The 17,792-nt window shown below is 72.0% G+C and carries 13 protein-coding genes; 7 read left to right on the top strand and 6 right to left on the bottom strand.

Annotation, left to right across the window (positions count from 1 at the left end):
• Window position 1: 1 nt before the first annotated feature.
• On the bottom strand, window positions 2-1,372 hold the full coding sequence (locus HEP85_RS08645) for a glutamine synthetase family protein (RefSeq protein ID WP_168527261.1): 1,371 nt from the start codon (window positions 1,370-1,372) through the stop codon (window positions 2-4).
• A gap of 77 nt (window positions 1,373-1,449) precedes the next feature.
• On the opposite strand from HEP85_RS08645, the gene HEP85_RS08650 reads away from it, so the two are divergent.
• Window positions 1,450-2,196 carry an FCD domain-containing protein gene (locus HEP85_RS08650; RefSeq protein ID WP_329286492.1) on the top strand — a complete coding sequence of 249 codons (747 nt, stop codon included), beginning with the start codon at window positions 1,450-1,452 and terminating at the stop codon, window positions 2,194-2,196.
• A gap of 96 nt (window positions 2,197-2,292) precedes the next feature.
• A complete protein-coding gene (locus HEP85_RS08655; RefSeq protein ID WP_369657651.1) occupies window positions 2,293-2,976 on the top strand; it encodes a gamma-glutamyl-gamma-aminobutyrate hydrolase family protein in 684 nt (227 codons plus the stop codon).
• A gap of 428 nt (window positions 2,977-3,404) precedes the next feature.
• Here the strand turns inward: HEP85_RS08655 and HEP85_RS08660 are convergent, their stop codons facing one another.
• Entirely contained in the window at window positions 3,405-4,388 is a 984-nt protein-coding gene (locus HEP85_RS08660; protein ID WP_329286498.1) for a LysR family transcriptional regulator, read from the bottom strand.
• A gap of 70 nt (window positions 4,389-4,458) precedes the next feature.
• Between HEP85_RS08660 and HEP85_RS08665 the strand changes: the two genes are divergently transcribed.
• Together HEP85_RS08665 and HEP85_RS08670 are read left to right on the top strand one after the other, a co-directional pair.
• Entirely contained in the window at window positions 4,459-5,706 is a 1,248-nt protein-coding gene (locus tag HEP85_RS08665) for a TDT family transporter (protein WP_168527262.1), read from the top strand.
• Window positions 5,707-5,875: 169 nt separating this feature from the next.
• Complete coding sequence (locus HEP85_RS08670; RefSeq protein WP_168527263.1) at window positions 5,876-6,985, top strand: PP2C family protein-serine/threonine phosphatase; 1,110 nt, start codon at window positions 5,876-5,878, stop codon at window positions 6,983-6,985.
• 70 nt (window positions 6,986-7,055) lie between these two features.
• On the opposite strand, the gene HEP85_RS08675 is transcribed toward HEP85_RS08670, so the two are convergent.
• From HEP85_RS08675 to HEP85_RS08690, 4 genes are all read right to left on the bottom strand, one after another.
• Window positions 7,056-7,796 carry a helical backbone metal receptor gene (locus HEP85_RS08675; RefSeq protein ID WP_168527264.1) on the bottom strand — a complete coding sequence of 247 codons (741 nt, stop codon included), beginning with the start codon at window positions 7,794-7,796 and terminating at the stop codon, window positions 7,056-7,058.
• A 126-nt stretch (window positions 7,797-7,922) separates the two neighbouring features.
• Window positions 7,923-8,504: a helix-turn-helix domain-containing protein gene (locus HEP85_RS08680; RefSeq protein WP_168527265.1), complete on the bottom strand. Its 582-nt coding sequence runs from the start codon at window positions 8,502-8,504 to the stop codon at window positions 7,923-7,925.
• 849 nt (window positions 8,505-9,353) lie between these two features.
• On the bottom strand, window positions 9,354-11,966 hold the full coding sequence (locus HEP85_RS08685) for an ABC transporter permease/substrate binding protein (RefSeq protein ID WP_168527266.1): 2,613 nt from the start codon (window positions 11,964-11,966) through the stop codon (window positions 9,354-9,356).
• Window positions 11,959-13,038: a glycine betaine/L-proline ABC transporter ATP-binding protein gene (locus HEP85_RS08690; protein ID WP_168527267.1), complete on the bottom strand. Its 1,080-nt coding sequence runs from the start codon at window positions 13,036-13,038 to the stop codon at window positions 11,959-11,961. Before HEP85_RS08690 ends, HEP85_RS08685 begins: the two co-directional genes overlap by 8 nt.
• Window positions 13,039-13,222: 184 nt before the next feature.
• Here HEP85_RS08690 and HEP85_RS08695 point away from each other — a divergent pair, with 184 nt between their 5' ends.
• The 3 genes from HEP85_RS08695 to HEP85_RS08705 all read left to right on the top strand — a co-directional run bounded on the left by HEP85_RS08695 (window position 13,223) and on the right by HEP85_RS08705 (window position 17,716).
• Window positions 13,223-14,152 (top strand): 5'-3' exonuclease, encoded by a 930-nt coding sequence (locus HEP85_RS08695; RefSeq protein ID WP_329294746.1) that lies wholly within the window; start codon window positions 13,223-13,225, stop codon window positions 14,150-14,152.
• A gap of 215 nt (window positions 14,153-14,367) precedes the next feature.
• Window positions 14,368-15,216, top strand: coding sequence for a siderophore-interacting protein (locus tag HEP85_RS08700; protein WP_211118205.1), 849 nt, complete (start codon window positions 14,368-14,370; stop codon window positions 15,214-15,216).
• Window positions 15,217-16,159: 943 nt separating this feature from the next.
• Window positions 16,160-17,716, top strand: coding sequence for an amino acid permease (locus HEP85_RS08705; RefSeq protein ID WP_168527269.1), 1,557 nt, complete (start codon window positions 16,160-16,162; stop codon window positions 17,714-17,716).
• Window positions 17,717-17,792 lie beyond the last annotated feature (76 nt).

Raw genomic sequence — 17,792 nt, forward strand, 5'->3', positions numbered from 1 at the left:
CTCACATGCGTTCGAAGGAGCGGCGCAGCTCCCAGTCGGTCACCGCGGCGTCGAAGGCCTCCAGCTCGACGCGTGCCATGTTGCGATAGTGCGCGACCACCTCGTCACCGAAGGCGGCCCGCGCGATGGGACTGTTCTCCCAGAGCTCGGCGGCCTCGCGCAGGGTGGTCGGCACGTGCTCGTACGCCGAGGTGTACGCGTTCCCCGTGCACGGCTCGGGCAGTTCGAGTTTGTGCTCGATGCCGTACAGGCCGGCCGCGACGAGTCCGGCGACGGCCAGGTGCGGGTTGACGTCACCGCCGGGCAGCCGGTTCTCGAAGCGCATCGAACGGCCGTGCCCGACGACGCGCAGGGAGCAGGTGCGGTTGTCGTACCCCCAGGCGACGGCGGTCGGCGCGAAGGAGCCGGGCTGGAAGCGCTTGTACGAGTTGATGTTGGGCGCGTAGAGGAGGGAGAAGTCCCTGAGCGCGGCGAGCTGTCCGGCGAGGAACCGGCGCATGGTCTCGGACATGCCGCCGGGGTCCTGGGCCGAGCCCGCCATCACGTTCGTCCCGTCGGCGTCCGCGAGCGAGAGGTGGATGTGGCAGGAGTTGCCCTCGCGCTCGTCGTACTTCGCCATGAAGGTGAGCGAGACGCCCTCCTGCGAGGCGATCTCCTTGGCGCCCGTCTTGTAGACGGCGTGCTGGTCGCAGGTGACGAGGGCCTCGTCGTACTTGAAGGCGATCTCGTGCTGGCCCGGGTTGCACTCGCCCTTGGCGGACTCGACGGTGAGGCCCGCGGCCTGCATCTCGTTGCGGATGCGGCGCAGCAGCGGCTCGATGCGTCCGGTCCCCAGCACCGAGTAGTCGATGTTGTACTGGTTCGCCGGGGTGAGGCCCCGGTAGCGCGCGTCCCAGGCCTGCTCGTAGGTGTCCTTGAAGACGATGAACTCGAGTTCGGTGCCGACCTGGGCGGTCAGGCCCCGTTCGGCGAGCCGGTCGAGCTGGCGGCGCAGGATCTGCCGGGGGGCCGCCACCACCGGCGAACCGTCGTTCCAGGCGAGGTCGGCGATGAGCAGGGCGGTGCCCGCGTTCCAGGGGACGCGCCGCAGGGTGCCGGGGTCGGGGTGCATGGCGAAGTCACCGTAGCCCCGCTCCCACGAGGACATGGCGTAGCCGTCGACGGTGTTCATCTCGGTGTCGACGGCGAGGAGGTAGTTGCAGCCCTCGGTGCCGTGTTCGAGGACCTCCTCCAGGAAGAAGCGCGCGGCGAACCGCTTGCCCTGGAGGCGTCCCTGCATGTCGGGGAAGGCCAGGACGACGGTGTCGATCTCGCCGCCCGCGACGAGGGCGCGCAGTTCCTCGACAGCGAGCGGGGGTGTGCGGTCTGCCACCGGAAAAGCCTCCTTGGGTCAGCCGAGAGCCATAAGGTATTGCCGCATACCATTGCTTGGGAAGGGGGCACGACCAGATGACGCAGGCGGGTCCTGACCGTGGTCCGGGAAGCGCGGGGGACGGGCTGGCGCCGGTGCTGCGCCCGGTGCGGGCGGGCAACGGTTTCGAGGAGGCGCTGGAGCAGATCCTCCAGGTGGTCCGGCTCGGCCTGGTGCCGGGCGGCGAACGGCTGCCCTCCGAACGGGAGTTGGCGGAGCGGCTCGGGATCAGCCGGGTGACCCTGCGCGAGGTGCTGAAGGTGCTGCAGGACCAGGGTCTCGTCGAGTCGCGGCGCGGCCGGTACGGCGGCACGTTCGTCCGGCCGAAGGACACGGCACCCGGCCAGGACGAACTGCGGCGCCGGATCGCCGGGGTCGACATCGAGGACGTACTGCGCTTCCGGGAGGTGCTGGAGGTGGGGGCGGCCGGACTGTGCGCCGCGCACGGGCTCGACGACGAGCGGGCCGGCCGGCTGCGCGAGGCGCTCGCCCGCACGCATGACGCGCCGCTCGCCGACTACCGCCGCCTGGACACGATGCTCCATCTCACCCTCGCGGAGCTGGCCGGCTCCCCGTCGCTGACGGCCCAGTACGCGGCCGTCCGCGCGTCCGTCAACGACCTGCTCGACTGCATCCCGCTCCTGGTACGGAACCTGGAGCATTCCCAGCGTCAGCACACCGCGCTGGTCGAGGCGGTGCTCGACGGGGACGCGGACGGGGCGCGGGAGATGATGCGCGAGCACTGTGCGGGGACGGCCGCGCTGCTGCGGGGCTTCCTGGCGTGAGCGCTGGTGGCGTGATGCCCCGCCGCCCGCCCCGCGAGGTGAGAGCATCCTCCAAAGGCATGATTCCGTTCCATTGGATCCGACAGGGAGCGCAGAGTGGGCAGCAGACCGCTGATCGGCGTGAGCACGTATCTGGAGTCCGGGGCGCGCTGGGGCGTGTGGGAGCTGGAGGCCGTGCTGCTGCCGGCCGGCTATCCGCGGCTGGTCCAGCGGTCCGGGGGGCTCGCCGCGCTGCTGCCGCCGGACGAGCCCTCGCTGGCGGCCTCGGCGGTCGCGCGTCTCGACGCGCTCGTGGTCGCGGGCGGCCCGGACGTCGACCCGGTCCACTACGACGCCGAGCGCTCCCCGCGGACGGGTCCGCCGGCTCACCGGCGCGACGCCTGGGAACTCGCCCTGATCCGGGCCGCGCTGGACGCCGGAACTCCGCTCCTGGGCATCTGCCGGGGCATGCAGCTCCTGAACGTCGCCCTCGGCGGCACACTCGTCCAGCACATCGAGGGCCATGTGAAGGACGTCGGGGTCTTCGGCCGGCACGACGTGAGACCCGTGCCGGGCACGCTGTACGCGGAGATCGCGCCGGAGTCCTGCGCCGTGCCGACCTACCACCACCAGGCGGTGGAGCGTCTGGGCCAGGGCCTGACAGCGTCGGCGCACGCCGCGGACGGCACGGTCGAGGCGGTCGAACTCCCCCGCCCCGACTGGGTGCTGGGCGTGCAGTGGCACCCGGAGATGGGTGAGGACCTCCGGGTCGTACGAGCACTGGTGCGAGCCGCGTCCTGAACCGCGGTCGTACGGGCGCGGGGGCGCGAGCCGCGTCCTGAGCCGCCGTCGTACGGGCGCGCTGGCGCGAGCCGCCTCCTGAACCGAGGTCGTTCGGGCGTTGGTGCGCACCGCCTACCCGAACCGACGCCGCACGGGCGCTGATGCGCACCATGTCCCCGAGCCGACGCCGTGCGGGCGCGGTGGTGCGAGCCGCCTCCCTGAGCCGCCGCCGTACGGGCGTTGGTGCGCACCGCCTACCCGACTGACCCTGCACGGGCGGCGCGCCGGTGCGAGCCGCCTCCCCGAACCGACCCCGCACGGGCGCTCCCCCGAACCCGCCTCCCCGAGCCGCCCGGGGCCGGTGGCGTCCTCGTACCGCCACCGTCCAACGCGCGCTTCCGCCCCCACCCCGCACCCTGCCGGCGGCCCCGCGCGGTAGCCGGGGGCTACACCCCGCGCGTCAGCGACAGCAGGTCGCGTGCCGGGCCCGTGGGGCGGTGACCCGTGGGCCAGACCGCCCGCAGGTCCCGCCGGAGCTCGACACCGGAGAGCGGGATGCTCACCAGACGGTGGGTGGATAGTTCCTCGCCGAGGGCCAGTTCGCTCAGGACGGCGGGGCCCGCGCCGCTCACCGCGGCGGCCTTGACCGCCGTCGTCGAGGACAGCTCGATCAGGGGCCGGGCCAGACCCCCCAGCGCCGCGTCGAGCACCTGGCGCGTGCCCGAGCCCTCCTCCCGCAGGATCAACGGGGTCGCCGCGAGCTCCGGCCCCTCCAGCGGCTTCCGGCGCCGTGCCCACGGGTGTCCCGGCGCCGTCACCACGATCAGCCGGTCGTGCGCGATGACCGCGGAGTCCAGCCCGGCGGGAACCGAGAGCCCCTCCACGAAACCCAGGTCCGCCTCGCCCGTGAGGAGGCGTTCGGCGACGGCGGTGGAATTGCCCGCGAGCAGGGAGACCGCCGTGTCCGGGCGCTGCCCGCGCAGCGCGATCAGCCAGCCCGGCAGCAGGTACTCGGCGATCGTCATGCTCGCCGCCACCCGCAGCCGCGAGTCGCGCCGGTCCCGCAGCGCCTGCGCCCCCGCGTCGAACGCCTCGGCCGCCTCCACGACCCGCCGCGCCCAGTCCGTGACCAGCGCGCCGGCGTCCGTGAGACGCGAACCCCGGGGTGAGCGGTCGACGAGCGCCACGCCCAGCTGCCGTTCCATGGAACGGATCCGGCTGCTGGCCGCGGGCTGCGTGATCCCCAGCTCCCGCGCGGCCCGTCCGAGGCTCCCGAGCCGGGCCACCGCGAGCAGCAGCTCCAGCGCCCCGAGATCGGGCACCCGGTGCGCGATCCCGACCGCGGCAGGCTCACCGGCGCCCCGGCCCCTGACCGGCTCACCGGCCTGCGCCGCCCTGTCGCCCGTCGGTTCCTCCGCGCTCGCACCCATAAAGCCAGCTTATGCCCCCATAGACCCGTACTCCCTGGCGGGGAACCCGTACCGGCGGGACCGTGGAGCCATGGTCACCGCAGCCCATCCCGTCCTCCCGCTCACCGCCGCCGGAACCCGGCGTCCGCGCGCCGCCGCCGTCCGCCATCTCGGCCCGAACTGGTACGCCTCGGTCATGGGCACGGCGATCGTGGCCACCGCGGGAGCCGGCCTCCCCGGCACCGTCCCGGGCCTGCGGACCTTCTGCCTCGCCGTCTGGGCGCTCTCGGCCGTCCTGCTCATCACCCTGCTCGGCGCCCGCGCCCTGCACTGGACGCACCATCGCGACCAGGCCCGCGCCCACCTCCTCGACCCGGCCATGGCCCCCTTCTACGGCTGCCTCGCGATGGCTCTGCTGGCGGTGGGCGGCGCCACCCTCGTCGTCGGCCGGGACTGGATCGGCACCCCCGCCGCGGTCGCCGTGGACGCCGTGCTGTTCGCAGTGGGGACGGTGACCGCCCTCGCCGCCGCCCTGGCCGTCCCGTACCTGATGATCGTGCACCACCGCATCCGGCCCGACCAGGCCACTCCCGTCTGGCTGCTCCCCCTCGTCGCGCCCATGGTCTCCGCCGCCGTCGGACCGCTGCTGGTCCCGCACCTCCCGCCGGGGCAGGCCCGCGAGGCCCTGCTCCTCGGCTGCTTCGCGCTCTTCGGGCTGAGCCTGCTGGCCACCTTCGTGATGCTGCCGGTGATCTTCGCCCGGCTGCTCACCGGGGGGCCGCTGCCGCTCGCCCTCACCCCCACGCTGTTCCTCGTCCTCGGTCCGCTCGGCCAGTCCACGACCGCCACCGGCAAGTTCGGCGACTTCGCGCCGGGGGTCGTGCCGGCCCCGTACGACCAGGGCTTCGCCCTCCTGGCGGTGCTCTACGGGGTCCCCGTGATGGGCTTCGCGCTGCTGTGGCTCGGACTGGCGGCCGCGATGGTGGCACGGGCCCGCCGCCGGGGCATGGGGTTCTCGATGACGTGGTGGGCGTTCACCTTCCCGGTGGGGACCTGCGTCACCGGCGCCGAGTCGCTGGCCCGGCACACCGGTCTCCTCATCTTCGACTGGCTGGCCGTCGCCCTGTACGCGCTCCTGATCGCCGCCTGGGCCGTGGCCACCGTCCGCACCCTGCAGGGCGTGATCAGCGGGGCGCTGCTCGCAGCGCGGCAGCCGGCCAAGTCCGCTGGTACTGACCCGGCCGAACACCCGCGCGTGCCCCGACGCCCTGGGCCTGTCGGGTACGTGCTCCACCTGGGCGGAGCTGAGCCCACTCACGTGGAACCGGTCAAGGACTGAACCGGGAGATACCGGGTTCCAGTACCACCCGGACCGGCACCTTCCACCCGGCGTGATCCCCGGACGAGGCGCACCGACGGTGTGGGAACGCCGCGACCTCATGGTGCGAGCTGTGACTCCCTGCTCGTATCGTGAAGAGGCAGACAGCGGCTTGGTGAGCAGGAAAATCATGGCAGAACCGGCGGTCGACTACGCGGCGGTGTTCCAGGCGCTTCCCGGAGCGGTGGCGCTGGTGACTCCGCAGCTGATCTTCGCGGACGCCAACGCGGAGTTCCTGCGCCTCCGGGGCCTCCCGCGCGAGCAAGTGGTCGGTCGCTTCCTTCCCGAGGAGCCGCCCGACAACGACGCCGCCGAGCCTCTCCTGCTCAGAGTTCTGGCCTCACTGCGCCGGGCCGTGGAGACAGGCGAGCGCAGTGTCGTGGCACTGCAGCGCTACGACATGGAGGACCACGAGCAGCCCGGGGTATGGCACGAGCGGTATTTCAACGTGACCAACGTTCCCGTGTTCGGACCTGATGGGCGGATGACGCTGCTGCTCCAGCGGCTGGAGGACGTCACCGAGCTCATCCGCGCCCGTGAAGTCGCTCTGACCTTGCAAGAAGCCATGTTGCCCGCTCCTCGCCCGGTCGGCAGGCACCCGGCGGCCGTTCGCTACCGGCCCGCCGCCGAAGCGCTGAACGTGGCCGGTGACTGGTACGACCTGGTCGACCTGCCCGGCGATCGCATCGCCGTCGCCGTCGGCGACGTCGTCGGCCACGGTCTCTACGCGGCCGGTGTCATGGGACAACTGCGCAGCGCCCTCACCGCGGCCTCTCTCGTCCCCGAAGGCCCCGCCCGCGCCCTGGAAGTTCTCGGGCTGTACGCCCGCACCGTCGACGGCGCCGAGAACACCACCGTGGCCACGGCATTCGTCGACTGGGAGAACCACTCCATCACCTACAGCAGTGCCGGCCATCCCCCACCAGCGCTCCTGCGCACGGACGGAACCGTCGAGTTCCTGGACCAGGCCACCGACCCGCCACTGGCCGCCCGTCCTGAACACGGCCCCCGGACCCAGGCCGTCACGGCCTTCCGCGAGGGCGCCGTCCTCGTGCTGTACACCGACGGTCTGATCGAACGCCGCGGCGAAGACATCGACAAGGGCCTCGCCCGGCTCGCCGACTCCCTGGCCCGCCACCAGGCGGACGACCCCGAAACCCTCGCCGACGCCGTGCTCACCGACCTGATCCCGCCCGGTGACGCCACCGACGACACCGCCCTGGTCATCGTCCGGCTCTGAACACGGGCCGCCGCGTTCGCCCGCCCGCCCACCTCGGCCGAAGGTGGCCGTCCTGCCGCTGCCTCGGCATCTACCCTGCTCGCAGCGCCCGGCCGAGCACCTCCGGCGCCCGCGCCAGCGACGGTCCGTACCAGGTCAGGTGTCGTCCGTCGACGAGTGCGCAGGGCACGTCCCCGAAGGCTTCGGGTCCGTCGTCGGCGGTGAAGCGGTACGGCTCGTCGGGCAGCACCACCAGCTCCGGGGCCGCCGCGCGGAGCTCGGCGAGAGGGATACGGGGATAGCGGTCCTCGTGCCCCGCGTACACGTTGTCGACGCCCAGGCGCGCCAGGACGTCCCCGGCGAAGGTGTCGCGGCCGAGGACCATCCAGGGGCGCCGCCAGATCGGCACGATCGCGGCCGTCCGGTGCTCCGGGTCGGGCAGTCCGGCCCACGCCGACTCCGCCTCGTCGAGCCAGCGGGGCCGGGTCCGCGCCCCGCACGCCGTCAGCACCCGGTCGAGTTCCCGGAGGGCTCCCGGCACGTCCCTGACCTCCGTGACCAGCACCTCGATCCCCGCCGCGCGCAGGGCGTCCAGATCGGGGCCGCGGTTCTCCTCCTCGTTGGCCACCACCAGGTCGGGGCCGATCCCTACGATCCGCTCGACCCGGGGGTTCTTGGTGCCGCCGACCCGGACGACGTCGAGGTCCGGCGGATGGCTGCACCAGTCCGTCGCGCCGGCCAGGGCGCCGGGGACGGTGACCGCGACGGCCTCGGTGAGCGAGGGCACGAGCGACACGACCCGTGGTCCGCCGGTGCTCGTCCTCCCGCTCATGGGCGCGTCCCCGCTGTCGTGATCAGCGGGGACGAGGTGACCGCGGCGCTTTCGAAGACGTGACGGGAGGTTCCGGACATGGCGCCAGTATCGCAGTGCCACCCGGCCCGGATCCGCGCGGAAGGGTCAGCGCCTGCCGAAGCCGTGGCGCTCCTCCACCGCCTCGATGTGGTCGGCGACCTCGACCACGATCACCCGGGTGTCCGGCACGGTGGCGCGCCACCGATGGCGCACTCCGCCCGTGAGGTACAGCGTGTCGCCGCGCCCCAGACGGTGCGCGCGGCCCTCGGCCTCGACCTCGACGGCGCCGTCGGCGACGTACATCAACTTGTCGTTGCGGTGCTGGAGTTCGCGGCCCTCCTCGTGGTCACCGACGAACTCCGTGGCGTGCAACTGGTGGTGACCGCGCACCAGGGGGCGCGTGCGGGCTTCGGAAGCGCAGCCGGCACCGTCGTCGGCGCGCACGACATCGACGCTGCACGCCGGGTCGGCCGCGGCGAGCAACTCGACGGCCGTGGTGCCCAGCGCGTCGGCGACCCTCTCCAGGGAGCTACGGCTCGGTCTGGCCCGCTCGTTCTCCACCTGGCTGAGGAACGGGACCGACAGGCCGCTGCGCGCGGCCACGACGGCGAGGGTGAGCTCCAGCGCCCGGCGCCGCCGCCGGACGGCCGCGCCCACCCGAAGGGGTTGTTCTTTGTGGTCGCCCATCGCTCCGGCTCCCTCCCACGCGTCGTCGGTCCACTGCTTCGGTCCACGCCTCGGGTCCCTTGCCCCTGAAGAGTTGTTTGCACCCTACGCATGTTCGGCAAACCGTTTCACGCGGCCGTCATATCGCTGTCATGTCAGGGGAGGGCGAGGGTCACAATTCGCGCCAACAGCCGAGTTGCCCCGTCTCTCCGGGCACCGCGGCCGCCCTCCGGACGAAAGGGCTGACCAGGAGGGCCGGACGTCCTGCCGAGTTGCCCCGGGTCGCTGCTGACCCCACGTCAGGGTCAACTGCCCGCGGCGGTGTTCCGAGGACGGTAGCGGTCATCTCCGCCACCACGCGCCCCCCAGGACTCCAGGACCCGGTCCGGCCCCCGGCGGCGGACCACACCGGGATGTGAAGTCAGCGCGCACTACGTGGAGTTGGCGTCCGGTGTCGCACCGTACACGGTCGTGGCCGGTCAGCTCGGCCGTGCCGTCGTGCGGGGCGGTGAGGTGCGGTGTGCCCTCGGCACCGCGCGAGGGGCCGCGGGACGCGTCGCGGCCGTGCGGCGCCTCCGGGCCGGCCGGGGTCCGGGGCCGGGCCGGCCGCGGACGGCGCCGTGGTTGTCCGGATCCGGTGCGTACGCGTCGACATACCCGTCCTGGCCGTCCACCGGCGGCGGCACCCGCGGCGGGTCGCGGCGGGTCCGGACGCGCGGACCCGTGGGGTGGCGGCCGCGGCGCGGAATCGACCGTCACCGAGGGCCGTGCGACGGGCGACGGACGGAGCAAGGGGTGGGCCCCGCCGCCCGGCATCTCACGGATGCCGGGCGGCGGGGCCCACCCCTCGGTCGGCCGGGTCCGGTCGGGCTACCGCGGCGCCATCCGGTCCGCCACGTCCGGGCGTCCCTTCAGCCAGGCCGCGACGGCGTCCTCCTCGTGACCCTGGCCGCGCTGCTTGATCTCGCTCTCCAGGGAACCGAGTTCACCCTCGCTCATCTTGAAGTTCTTGATCCACCGGGTGAGTTGCGGGTACTGCTCCGGGAACTTCTCGCTGGAGATGGTCCGGATCGTGTTGCCCTCACCGAAGGCCTTCTTGTCGTCCGCGAGCTTGGTGAGCTTGTACTCGCTGTAGGCCCAGTGCGGCGACCACAGGGCGACGGCGACGGGCTGCTTCTTGGCGTACGCGCGCTTCAGCTCGGCCAGCATGGCGGGCGTGGAGCCGTCGACGACCTTGTACTCCTTGTCCAGGCCGTAGCCCGGGAGCACCTTCTTCTTGAGCAGGTTCATCTCACCGGTGCCGGGCTCGATACCGATGATCTTCCCGTCGAAGGTGCCCGCCTTGCCCTTCAGGTCCGCGAGTGACTTGACGCCCTTCACGTAGGAGGGCACGGCGATCTCCAGCGAGGTCGGCGCATACCAGGTGCCCAGGTCCTTCAGGTCGTTCTTGTGCTGGTCCCAGTAGTTCGACTGGGCGTAGGGCAGCCAGGCGTCGAAGTTGAGGTCGAGGTCGCCGGAGGCCAGTCCCGTGTAGACGGGGCCGACGTCCATCTGCTTGAGGTTCAGCTGGTAGCCGCGCCGTGCCAGCACGTTCTTCCAGAGGTAGGTGACGGCGACGTCCTCGTCCCAGGGGAACCAGGCGACGTCCACCGGGCGCTTCGCCTCGGCCGGGGCGGCGGACGCCTTCCCCGCCGGGGCCAGCTTGTCGACGACGCCGGGGTTCTTCTTCAGCCAGGCGCGCACGGCGTCCTGCTGCTTGCCCTTGCCGACCTTGTTGATCTCGGCCTCGAGGTCGGTCAGCTGCTTCTCGGTCATCTTGAAGTTCTTCAGCCACTTGCCGACGACCGGGTTGTCCTGCGCGAAGCCCTTGCGGGACAGCGTGTGCACGCCGTCGCCCTTGCCCCAGGCGCCCTTCGGGTCCTTGAGCTTCTTCAGCTCGTAGTCGCTGTAGGCCCAGTGCGGCGACCAGAGCGTGGCGACGATCGGCTTCTTCGCGGCGTACGCGCGCTTCAGCTCGGCCAGCATCGCCGGCGTGGAGCTGTCGACGACCTTGTACTCCTTGTCGAGCCCGTACGCCTTGAGCACCTTGCTCTTGAGCAGGCCCATCATCCCGGCGCTGGACTCGATGCCGGTGATCTTGCCGCCGAAGGTGCCGGCCTTGCCCTTGAGGTCCTCCAGGGAGTCGATGCCCTTCATGTAGGCGGGCACCGACAGCTCCAGGGACGTCCGGCCGTACCAGGAGCCCAGGTCGTCGAGCTGCTTGCCGTACTTCTTCCAGTACTGCGCGTGCGTGGTCGGCAGCCAGGAGTCGGTCTCGAAGTCGACGTCGCCCTGGGCGAGCGAGGTGTAGAGCGGGCCGGCGTCGAACTGCTTGACGTCGACCTGGTAGCCGCGCTCCTCCAGGATCTCCTTCCACAGGAAGGTGGAGGCGACGCCCTCGTCCCACGGGATGTAGCCGATGCTGATCTTCTTGCCCTGGCCGACGTTCTCGCCGTCGGCCGCGGTGGACGTCGCGTTCGTACCGCCGAAGACGCCCATGCCGCCCGCGACCAGCGCGAGGACGACGACGCCCACCACCGCGACGGCGGGACGGGGCCGGTAGGACCAGATCCGCAGGCCCTGCGCGGCACGCAGCTTGGCGGCGGCGCGGCGGCCGAGCGGGGAGACCTGGGTGCCGAGGGCGCCGGTCATCCGGTCGAGGTAGATCGCCAGGATGACGATGGCCACGCCCGCCTCGGAGCCCAGGCCGACGTTCAGCTGGCCGATGGCCTCGTTCACGTCGCCGCCGAGGCCTCCGGTGCCGACCATGCCCGCGATGGCGGCCATGGACAGACCCAGCATGATGACCTGGTTGACGCCCGCCATGACGGTGGGCAGGGCCAGCGGCAGCTGGATGCGCAGCAGGGTGTCGCGGGGGGTGGTGCCGAACGCGTCGGCGGCTTCGACGAGTTCCTTGTCGACCTGCCGGATGCCCAGTTCGGTCATGCGGACGCCGGGCGCCAGCGCGAAGATCAGGGTGGCCACGATGCCGGCGGGGGCGCCGGTGCCGAAGAACAGGATCGCCGGGATGAGGTAGATCATCGCGGGCAGGGTCTGCATGAAGTCGAGGACCGGGCGGACGATGCCGCTGACCCGGTCGGAGCGCGCCGCCCAGATGCCCACGGGGACGGAGACGACGAGCGCGATCAGTGTCGCCACGAGGACGAGCGAGAGGGTCACCATCGCGTCCTCCCACAGTTCGAGGGAGTCGATGAAGGCGAATCCCACGAAGGTGAGAACACCCGCGGAGGTGCCGCGCAGCCAGAACGCGATCACCGCGAAGATGCCCGCGAGCAGGAGCGGCTGCGGGGCCTGGAGGACGGCGTTGATGCCGTCGTAGGTGCCCGAGAAGACGGTCTTGAGGAAGTCGAAGAGCCACGCCATGTGGTTCAGCAGCCAGTCGACGACGTCGTTGACCCAGTCACCGAAGGGAATCCTAGGCATCGGCCGTCACCGCCTCGGTCCGGGGCTGCGCACAGCGGCCGGGTTCGTCCTGTTCGTCGCCGAGGAAGGCGACGAGCCGGCGACGCGGCACGACGCCGACCAGTTCGCCCTGGGGGTCGAGCACCGCGACCGGGTGCGTGAGGCGCGCGCTGATCGCGCACAGATCCACGAACGAGGTGTCGGGCAACGCGGTCTCGCAGTCGCAGTCGGCCTCGTCGCCGCGTACGTCGGTGTCCATGACGGCGCCCGCCGTCAGCACCCGGGAGCGGTCGACGTCCTGGGTGAAGGAGGCGACGTAGTCGTCGGCGGGGCGCACGAGGATGTCCTCGGCGCTGCCGATCTGGACGATGCGGCCGTCGCGCATGACGGCGATCCGGTCGCCGAGCCGCATGGCCTCGTTGAGGTCGTGGGTGATGAACACGATGGTCTTCTTGAGCTTCTTCTGGAGCTCGATGAGCTGGTCCTGCATGTCACGGCGGATCAGCGGGTCGAGCGCGCTGAACGACTCGTCCATCAGCAGCAGATCGGCGTCGGTGGCGAGCGCGCGGGCGAGACCGACGCGCTGCTGCATCCCGCCGGACAGCTCGTCGGGCCAGGACTTCTCCCAGCCCGCGAGCCCGGCCAGCTCCAGGGCCTCGGTGGCGCGCTTCCTGCGCTCGGCGGCCGGTACGCCCTGGACCTCCAGGCCGTACGCCGCGTTCTCCAGGACACTGCGGTGCGGGAAGAGCGCGAAGTGCTGGAAGACCATGCTGATCTTCTTCGAGCGGACCTCGCGCAGGTCGCGGGCGCTGAGCGCGGTGAGGTCCTCACCGTCGAAGCGCACCTGTCCCGCGGTCGGTTCCAGAAGCCCGTTGAGCATGCGCAGCAGGGTGGACTTGCCGGATCCGGACAGGCCCATGACGACGAAGATCTGGCCCGGGTCGACCGTGAAGGACGCGTCGATCACCGCGGCGGTGGTGCCGTCGGCGCGCAGTTCCTCCCGGTCGGTTCCCTGGCGGAGTCGTTCCACCGCCTCTTCCGGTCGTCTCCCGAACACCTTGTACAGGTGCTCGGCCTCAAGCCTGGATGACACGTGTGCCTCTCGTTCGGACGCCTCGATCGGTCGGATCGGTGCGACGGGTCAGATCGGTGCGATCGCTGTGATCGCCGTGATCGGTTGAAAAAGCAACCGGGCGCTTCCCGATGCCGCGCCTGCCCTCGCTTACACGGAGCAAACACGAGAGTGGTCCAGGTCACTGTCAGTGGCGTACGGCATGATGCGAGGCGTGACCAGACGCCTGATGCTGCTCGACACCGCCTCCCTGTACTTCCGGGCCTACTTCGGGGTCCCCGACTCGGTGAGGGCCCCGGACGGCACGCCCGTGAACGCCGTGCGCGGGCTGCTCGACTTCATCGACCGCCTGGTCAAGGACCACCACCCGGACGACCTGGTGGCCTGTATGGACGCGGACTGGCGCCCGCAGTGGCGGGTCGACCTGATCCCCTCGTACAAGGCGCACCGAGTGGCCGTGGAGACCGAGACGGGCCCGGACGAGGAGGAGGTGCCGGACACGCTCTCCCCGCAGGTGCCCGTCATCGAGGACGTCCTGGACGCGCTGGGCATCGCGCGCGTGGGGGTCGAGGGGTACGAGGCGGACGACGTGATCGGCACCTTCACCGGGCGCGCCACCGGCCCGGTCGACATCGTCACCGGCGACCGCGACCTCTACCAACTCGTCGACGACGAGCGGGGAGTGCGCGTCCTGTACCCCCTCAAGGGCGTCGGCACCCTCCAGCTCACCGACGAGACGTGGCTGCGCGAGAAGTACGGTGTCGACGGCTCGGGATACGCGGACCTGGCGCTGCTGCGCGGCGACCCGAGCGACGGCCTTCCGGGGGTGCCCGGGATCGGCGAGAAGACGGCGGCCAAGCTGCTCGACGCCTTCGGCGACCTGGCCGGGATCATGACCGCCGTGGACGACCCGAAGTCCGCGCTGACGCCCTCTCAGCGCAAGCGGCTCGACGAGTCCCGCCCCTACGTCGCCCTGGCACCCGAGGTCGTACGGGTCGCCGGTGACGTCCCGCTGCCCGACGTCGACACGGCGCTGCCGCACACCCCGCGCGACCCGGCCGCCCTGGACGCGCTCGCGGCCCGCTGGGGCCTGGGCGGATCGCTGCAGCGCCTGCTCACGACGCTCGGCACCTGAGAAGCATCGTTCTCCGCCTGAGAGCATCATTCTCGCCGGCGGGAACGGGATCTCCGGGTGAGGGCATCGTCACTGTTTGGAGGGTGGCTCGAGCCTTACCACGGGGGTACTCGAATCCCGGTGGCAGGAGCACGAAGTCCGTCCCTGCGAAGGGTGTCAACCGGGACGGAGATGCTAACTTAGGGGAGCCTAAGTCATTGAACGAGGAGGCCGTCATGGCAGAGCGTCCGGCACGCAGGCCCAGGAAGCCCCACTCCGCGCGCGTCGTGCGGACCGAACGGCTCACTCCCCATATGCAGCGCGTCGTCCTGGGCGGCGAGGGCCTCGCCGAGTTCACCGCGGGCACCTGTACCGACCATTACGTGAAGTTGCTCTTCGCCGCGGAGGGCGTCACCTATCCCGAGCCGTTCGACCTGGAGCGGATCCGCGAGGAGTTCCCGCGCGAGCAGTGGCCCGTGACCCGGACGTACACCGTGCGGGCCTGGGACCCCGAACTGCGCGAGCTCTCGCTCGACTTCGTGGTCCACGGCGACGAGGGCCTGGCCGGCCCCTGGGCGGCCCGCGTCCAACCGGGCGAGACCGTACGGTTCATGGGCCCCGGCGGCGCGTACGCGCCCGACGCGAGCGCCGACTGGCATCTGCTCGCCGGTGACGAGAGCGCGCTGCCCGCGATCGCCGCCGCCCTGGAGGCGCTGCCGGACGGCGCCGTGGCCCACGCCTTCCTGGAGGTCTCGGGCCGCGACGAGGAGCAGAAGATCGACTCCGACGTGAACGTGGTGTGGCTGCACCGCGGGGACCGGCCCGTCGGCGAGGCCCTGGTGGAGGCCGTGCGCGCGCTCGACTTCCCGGAGGGCCGGATGCAGGCGTTCGTGCACGGCGAGGCGGCCTTCGTGAAGGAGCTGCGCCGGCTGCTGCGGGTGGAGCGGGAGGTCCCGCGCGAGGATCTGTCGATCTCCGGCTACTGGCGGCTGGGGCACAACGAGGACGGCTGGCAGGCGGCCAAGCGGGAGTGGAACGCGCAGGTGGAGGCGGAGCAGGAGGCGAGCTCGGCGGCCGCTTCCTGAACCTCCCCGGGCCGGGTTCCTCGGAGCGCTGCTGGTAGGACCTGAACACACGGATCGGCGGCCGCACCGCCGCCACGGTCCGCGCGGGCGGCCCGCCCGAACGGCCGTGCACGGCACTACGGCACCCCTGTCGGGGTGCCCGGACATCGCCGGACGCCCCCGCCGTCCTCGCCCGGCCGAGCGGGTCGAAACCGGCGCCGCGCCACGTCCGGACGGGCCTGCCCGGACGGGCCTGCCCGGACGACGCCACGCTCCTCGCGTCCAGCCGGGCCGTCCGGACGGCGCCACGCCCTTCGCGTCCAGCCGGGCCAGTCGGAGGGCGCCACCTTTCCGAAGAGGCCGCCGAGCAGGCACAGTCGGACCTGCGGCTGGATCAGGGTGATCGGCGGGGACACGGATCCCCGCACGAGCGGCGCGAGTTGACGGCACGTCATGCGCGAGGCCGGGGAAGCGGTCACGCCCATCGCGCGGCCCCGGTGAGGGCGATGCCACCGGCGCCTCCCACCCCCTCCCCGGTCTCCGGGTGACGGCGGCCCTCGGACCGCGACGCACGTACGTCCCGCCAGCCCGGCGGGGGCGCCGTCCAGCAGCGTACGGCCGGCCTCCCCGAACGCCTCCCACGGCGTCAGGCGTGCGACCTGGCCCCGGAGTTCGCCCTCGAGGACCCCCGCGCCGGCACCGTACACACGGTCCGTACCGTCGCTCGCGACCCGCACGGCGCGAGCGCGGCTTCCTCCGGGCAGTGCGTGGTGAGCGGGTGAACGGACCCCCGTCACCGGCGAGGCGGGCGCTCCCGCCCCCCGTCGCCGGTGCGCGTCCCGGGCCCGGGACAGGGGCGTGAGCACTTCGGCGCGACGCGGACACGGCCGCGACACGCGAGCGAAACAGGGTCTCCCTAATTTCTGTCACCCGACAGAATTCCGCGCCGAAGGCAGGTGCCACCGTGACCACCACCGCCCCCTCCGACGTACGCCCCGATCCGCCCCGGTCCCCCGACGACGGCTCGCTCACCCCGTTCGGCTACCGCCAGGAACTGCGGCGCAGCCTCGGCCGATACGCCTCGTTCGCCGCCGGTTTCTCATTCATCTCGGTGCTGACGACCGTCTTCCAATTCTTCGCCTTCGGGTACGCGTTCGGCGGCCCGGTCTTCTTCTGGACCTGGCCGGCCGTCCTGGTGGGCCAGCTGACGGTCGCCGCCTGCTTCGCCGAACTGGCCGCGCGCTACCCGCTCTCGGGCGCGATCTACCAGTGGTCCTCGCGCCTTTCGAACCTCTCCTTCGGCTGGTTCGCCGGCTGGATCATGGTGATCGGGCAGATCGTGGTGGTCGCGGCGGCCGCCCTCGCTCTGCAGATGGTGCTGCCCGCGATCTGGTCGGGCTTCCAGCTGGTGGGCGACGATCCGGCGCCCACCAGCCCCGACGGCGCGGCGAACGCGGCGGTCCTCGGTGTCGTCCTGCTCGTCCTGACCACGCTGGTGAACGTCGTCGACAACCGGGTGATGTCGGTGATCAACCGCGTCGGCGTCACCGCCGAGATCATCGGCGCCGTCCTGATCATCGTCCTGCTGTTCACCCACTCCGAGCGCTCCCCCGGCATCACCTTCCACACCGGTGGGGGCGGATCGGGCCTGTTCGGGGCGCTGATGGTGGGCTCCTTCACGGCGGCCTACGTGATGATCGGCTTCGACAGCGCGGGCGAGATGAGCGAGGAGACGCACAACCCACGGCGCACCGCGCCCCGCACGATCCTCACCGCGCTCGGCGCGGCGGGTCTGCTCGGCGGACTGATCGTGCTGGGCGGCCTGCTGGCCGCGCCCAGCCTCACCGACGGGCACCTGGGCGTGGACGGCCTGAGCTACGTGCTGACCAGCAGCCTCGGGGACGGGGTGGGCCGGGCGCTGCTCGCCGACGTGGTGGTGGCCGTCGCGGTGGCGACGCTGGCGATCCAGACGGCCGCCTGCCGCATGCTCTTCTCGATGGCCCGGGACGGCCGGCTCCCCTTCTCCCGCCGGCTCGCGAGGGTCAACCCGCGCACCGGCATGCCGAGCGTGCCCGCGCTCACCGTCGGTGTCCTCGCCGCCGCCCTGCTGCTGCTCGACTTCGCCTCCCCGGAGGCCTTTCTGGCGATCGGTACCACCTGCATCGTGATGCTGTACCTGGCGTACGCGATGGTGACCGGACCGATGCTGGTGCGCCGGCTGCGCGGCGAGTTCACCGCCGGCGGGACCGACGAGACGGGCGCCCCGCTCTTCTCGCTGGGCCGCTGGGGCGTCCCGGTCAACGCGATCGCCCTCGTCTACGGTCTGCTCATGAGCGTCGACCTCGCCTGGCCGCGCGCCGCGGTGTACGACCCGGCGGGCGGACACTGGTACTTCCAGTGGTTCACCGTGCTGTTCCTGGGGTCGACGCTGCTCGCGGGTGCGGCCTACCGGGCGTACCGGGCCCGGACGACGGTGGCGGAGGCCGAGGCTCTGGAGGCGGCCCCGGCCTCGTACACCTGAGCCCGGAGCAACCGACCCGGCAGCCGCCTCTCACATCCGGGCGGGGAGCACCCTGCCCCGCTCCGCCGCCCGTAGG

Origin of the sequence: Streptomyces sp. RPA4-2, from assembly GCF_012273515.2 — a bacterium.
Lineage (GTDB): Bacteria > Actinomycetota > Actinomycetes > Streptomycetales > Streptomycetaceae > Streptomyces > Streptomyces kaempferi.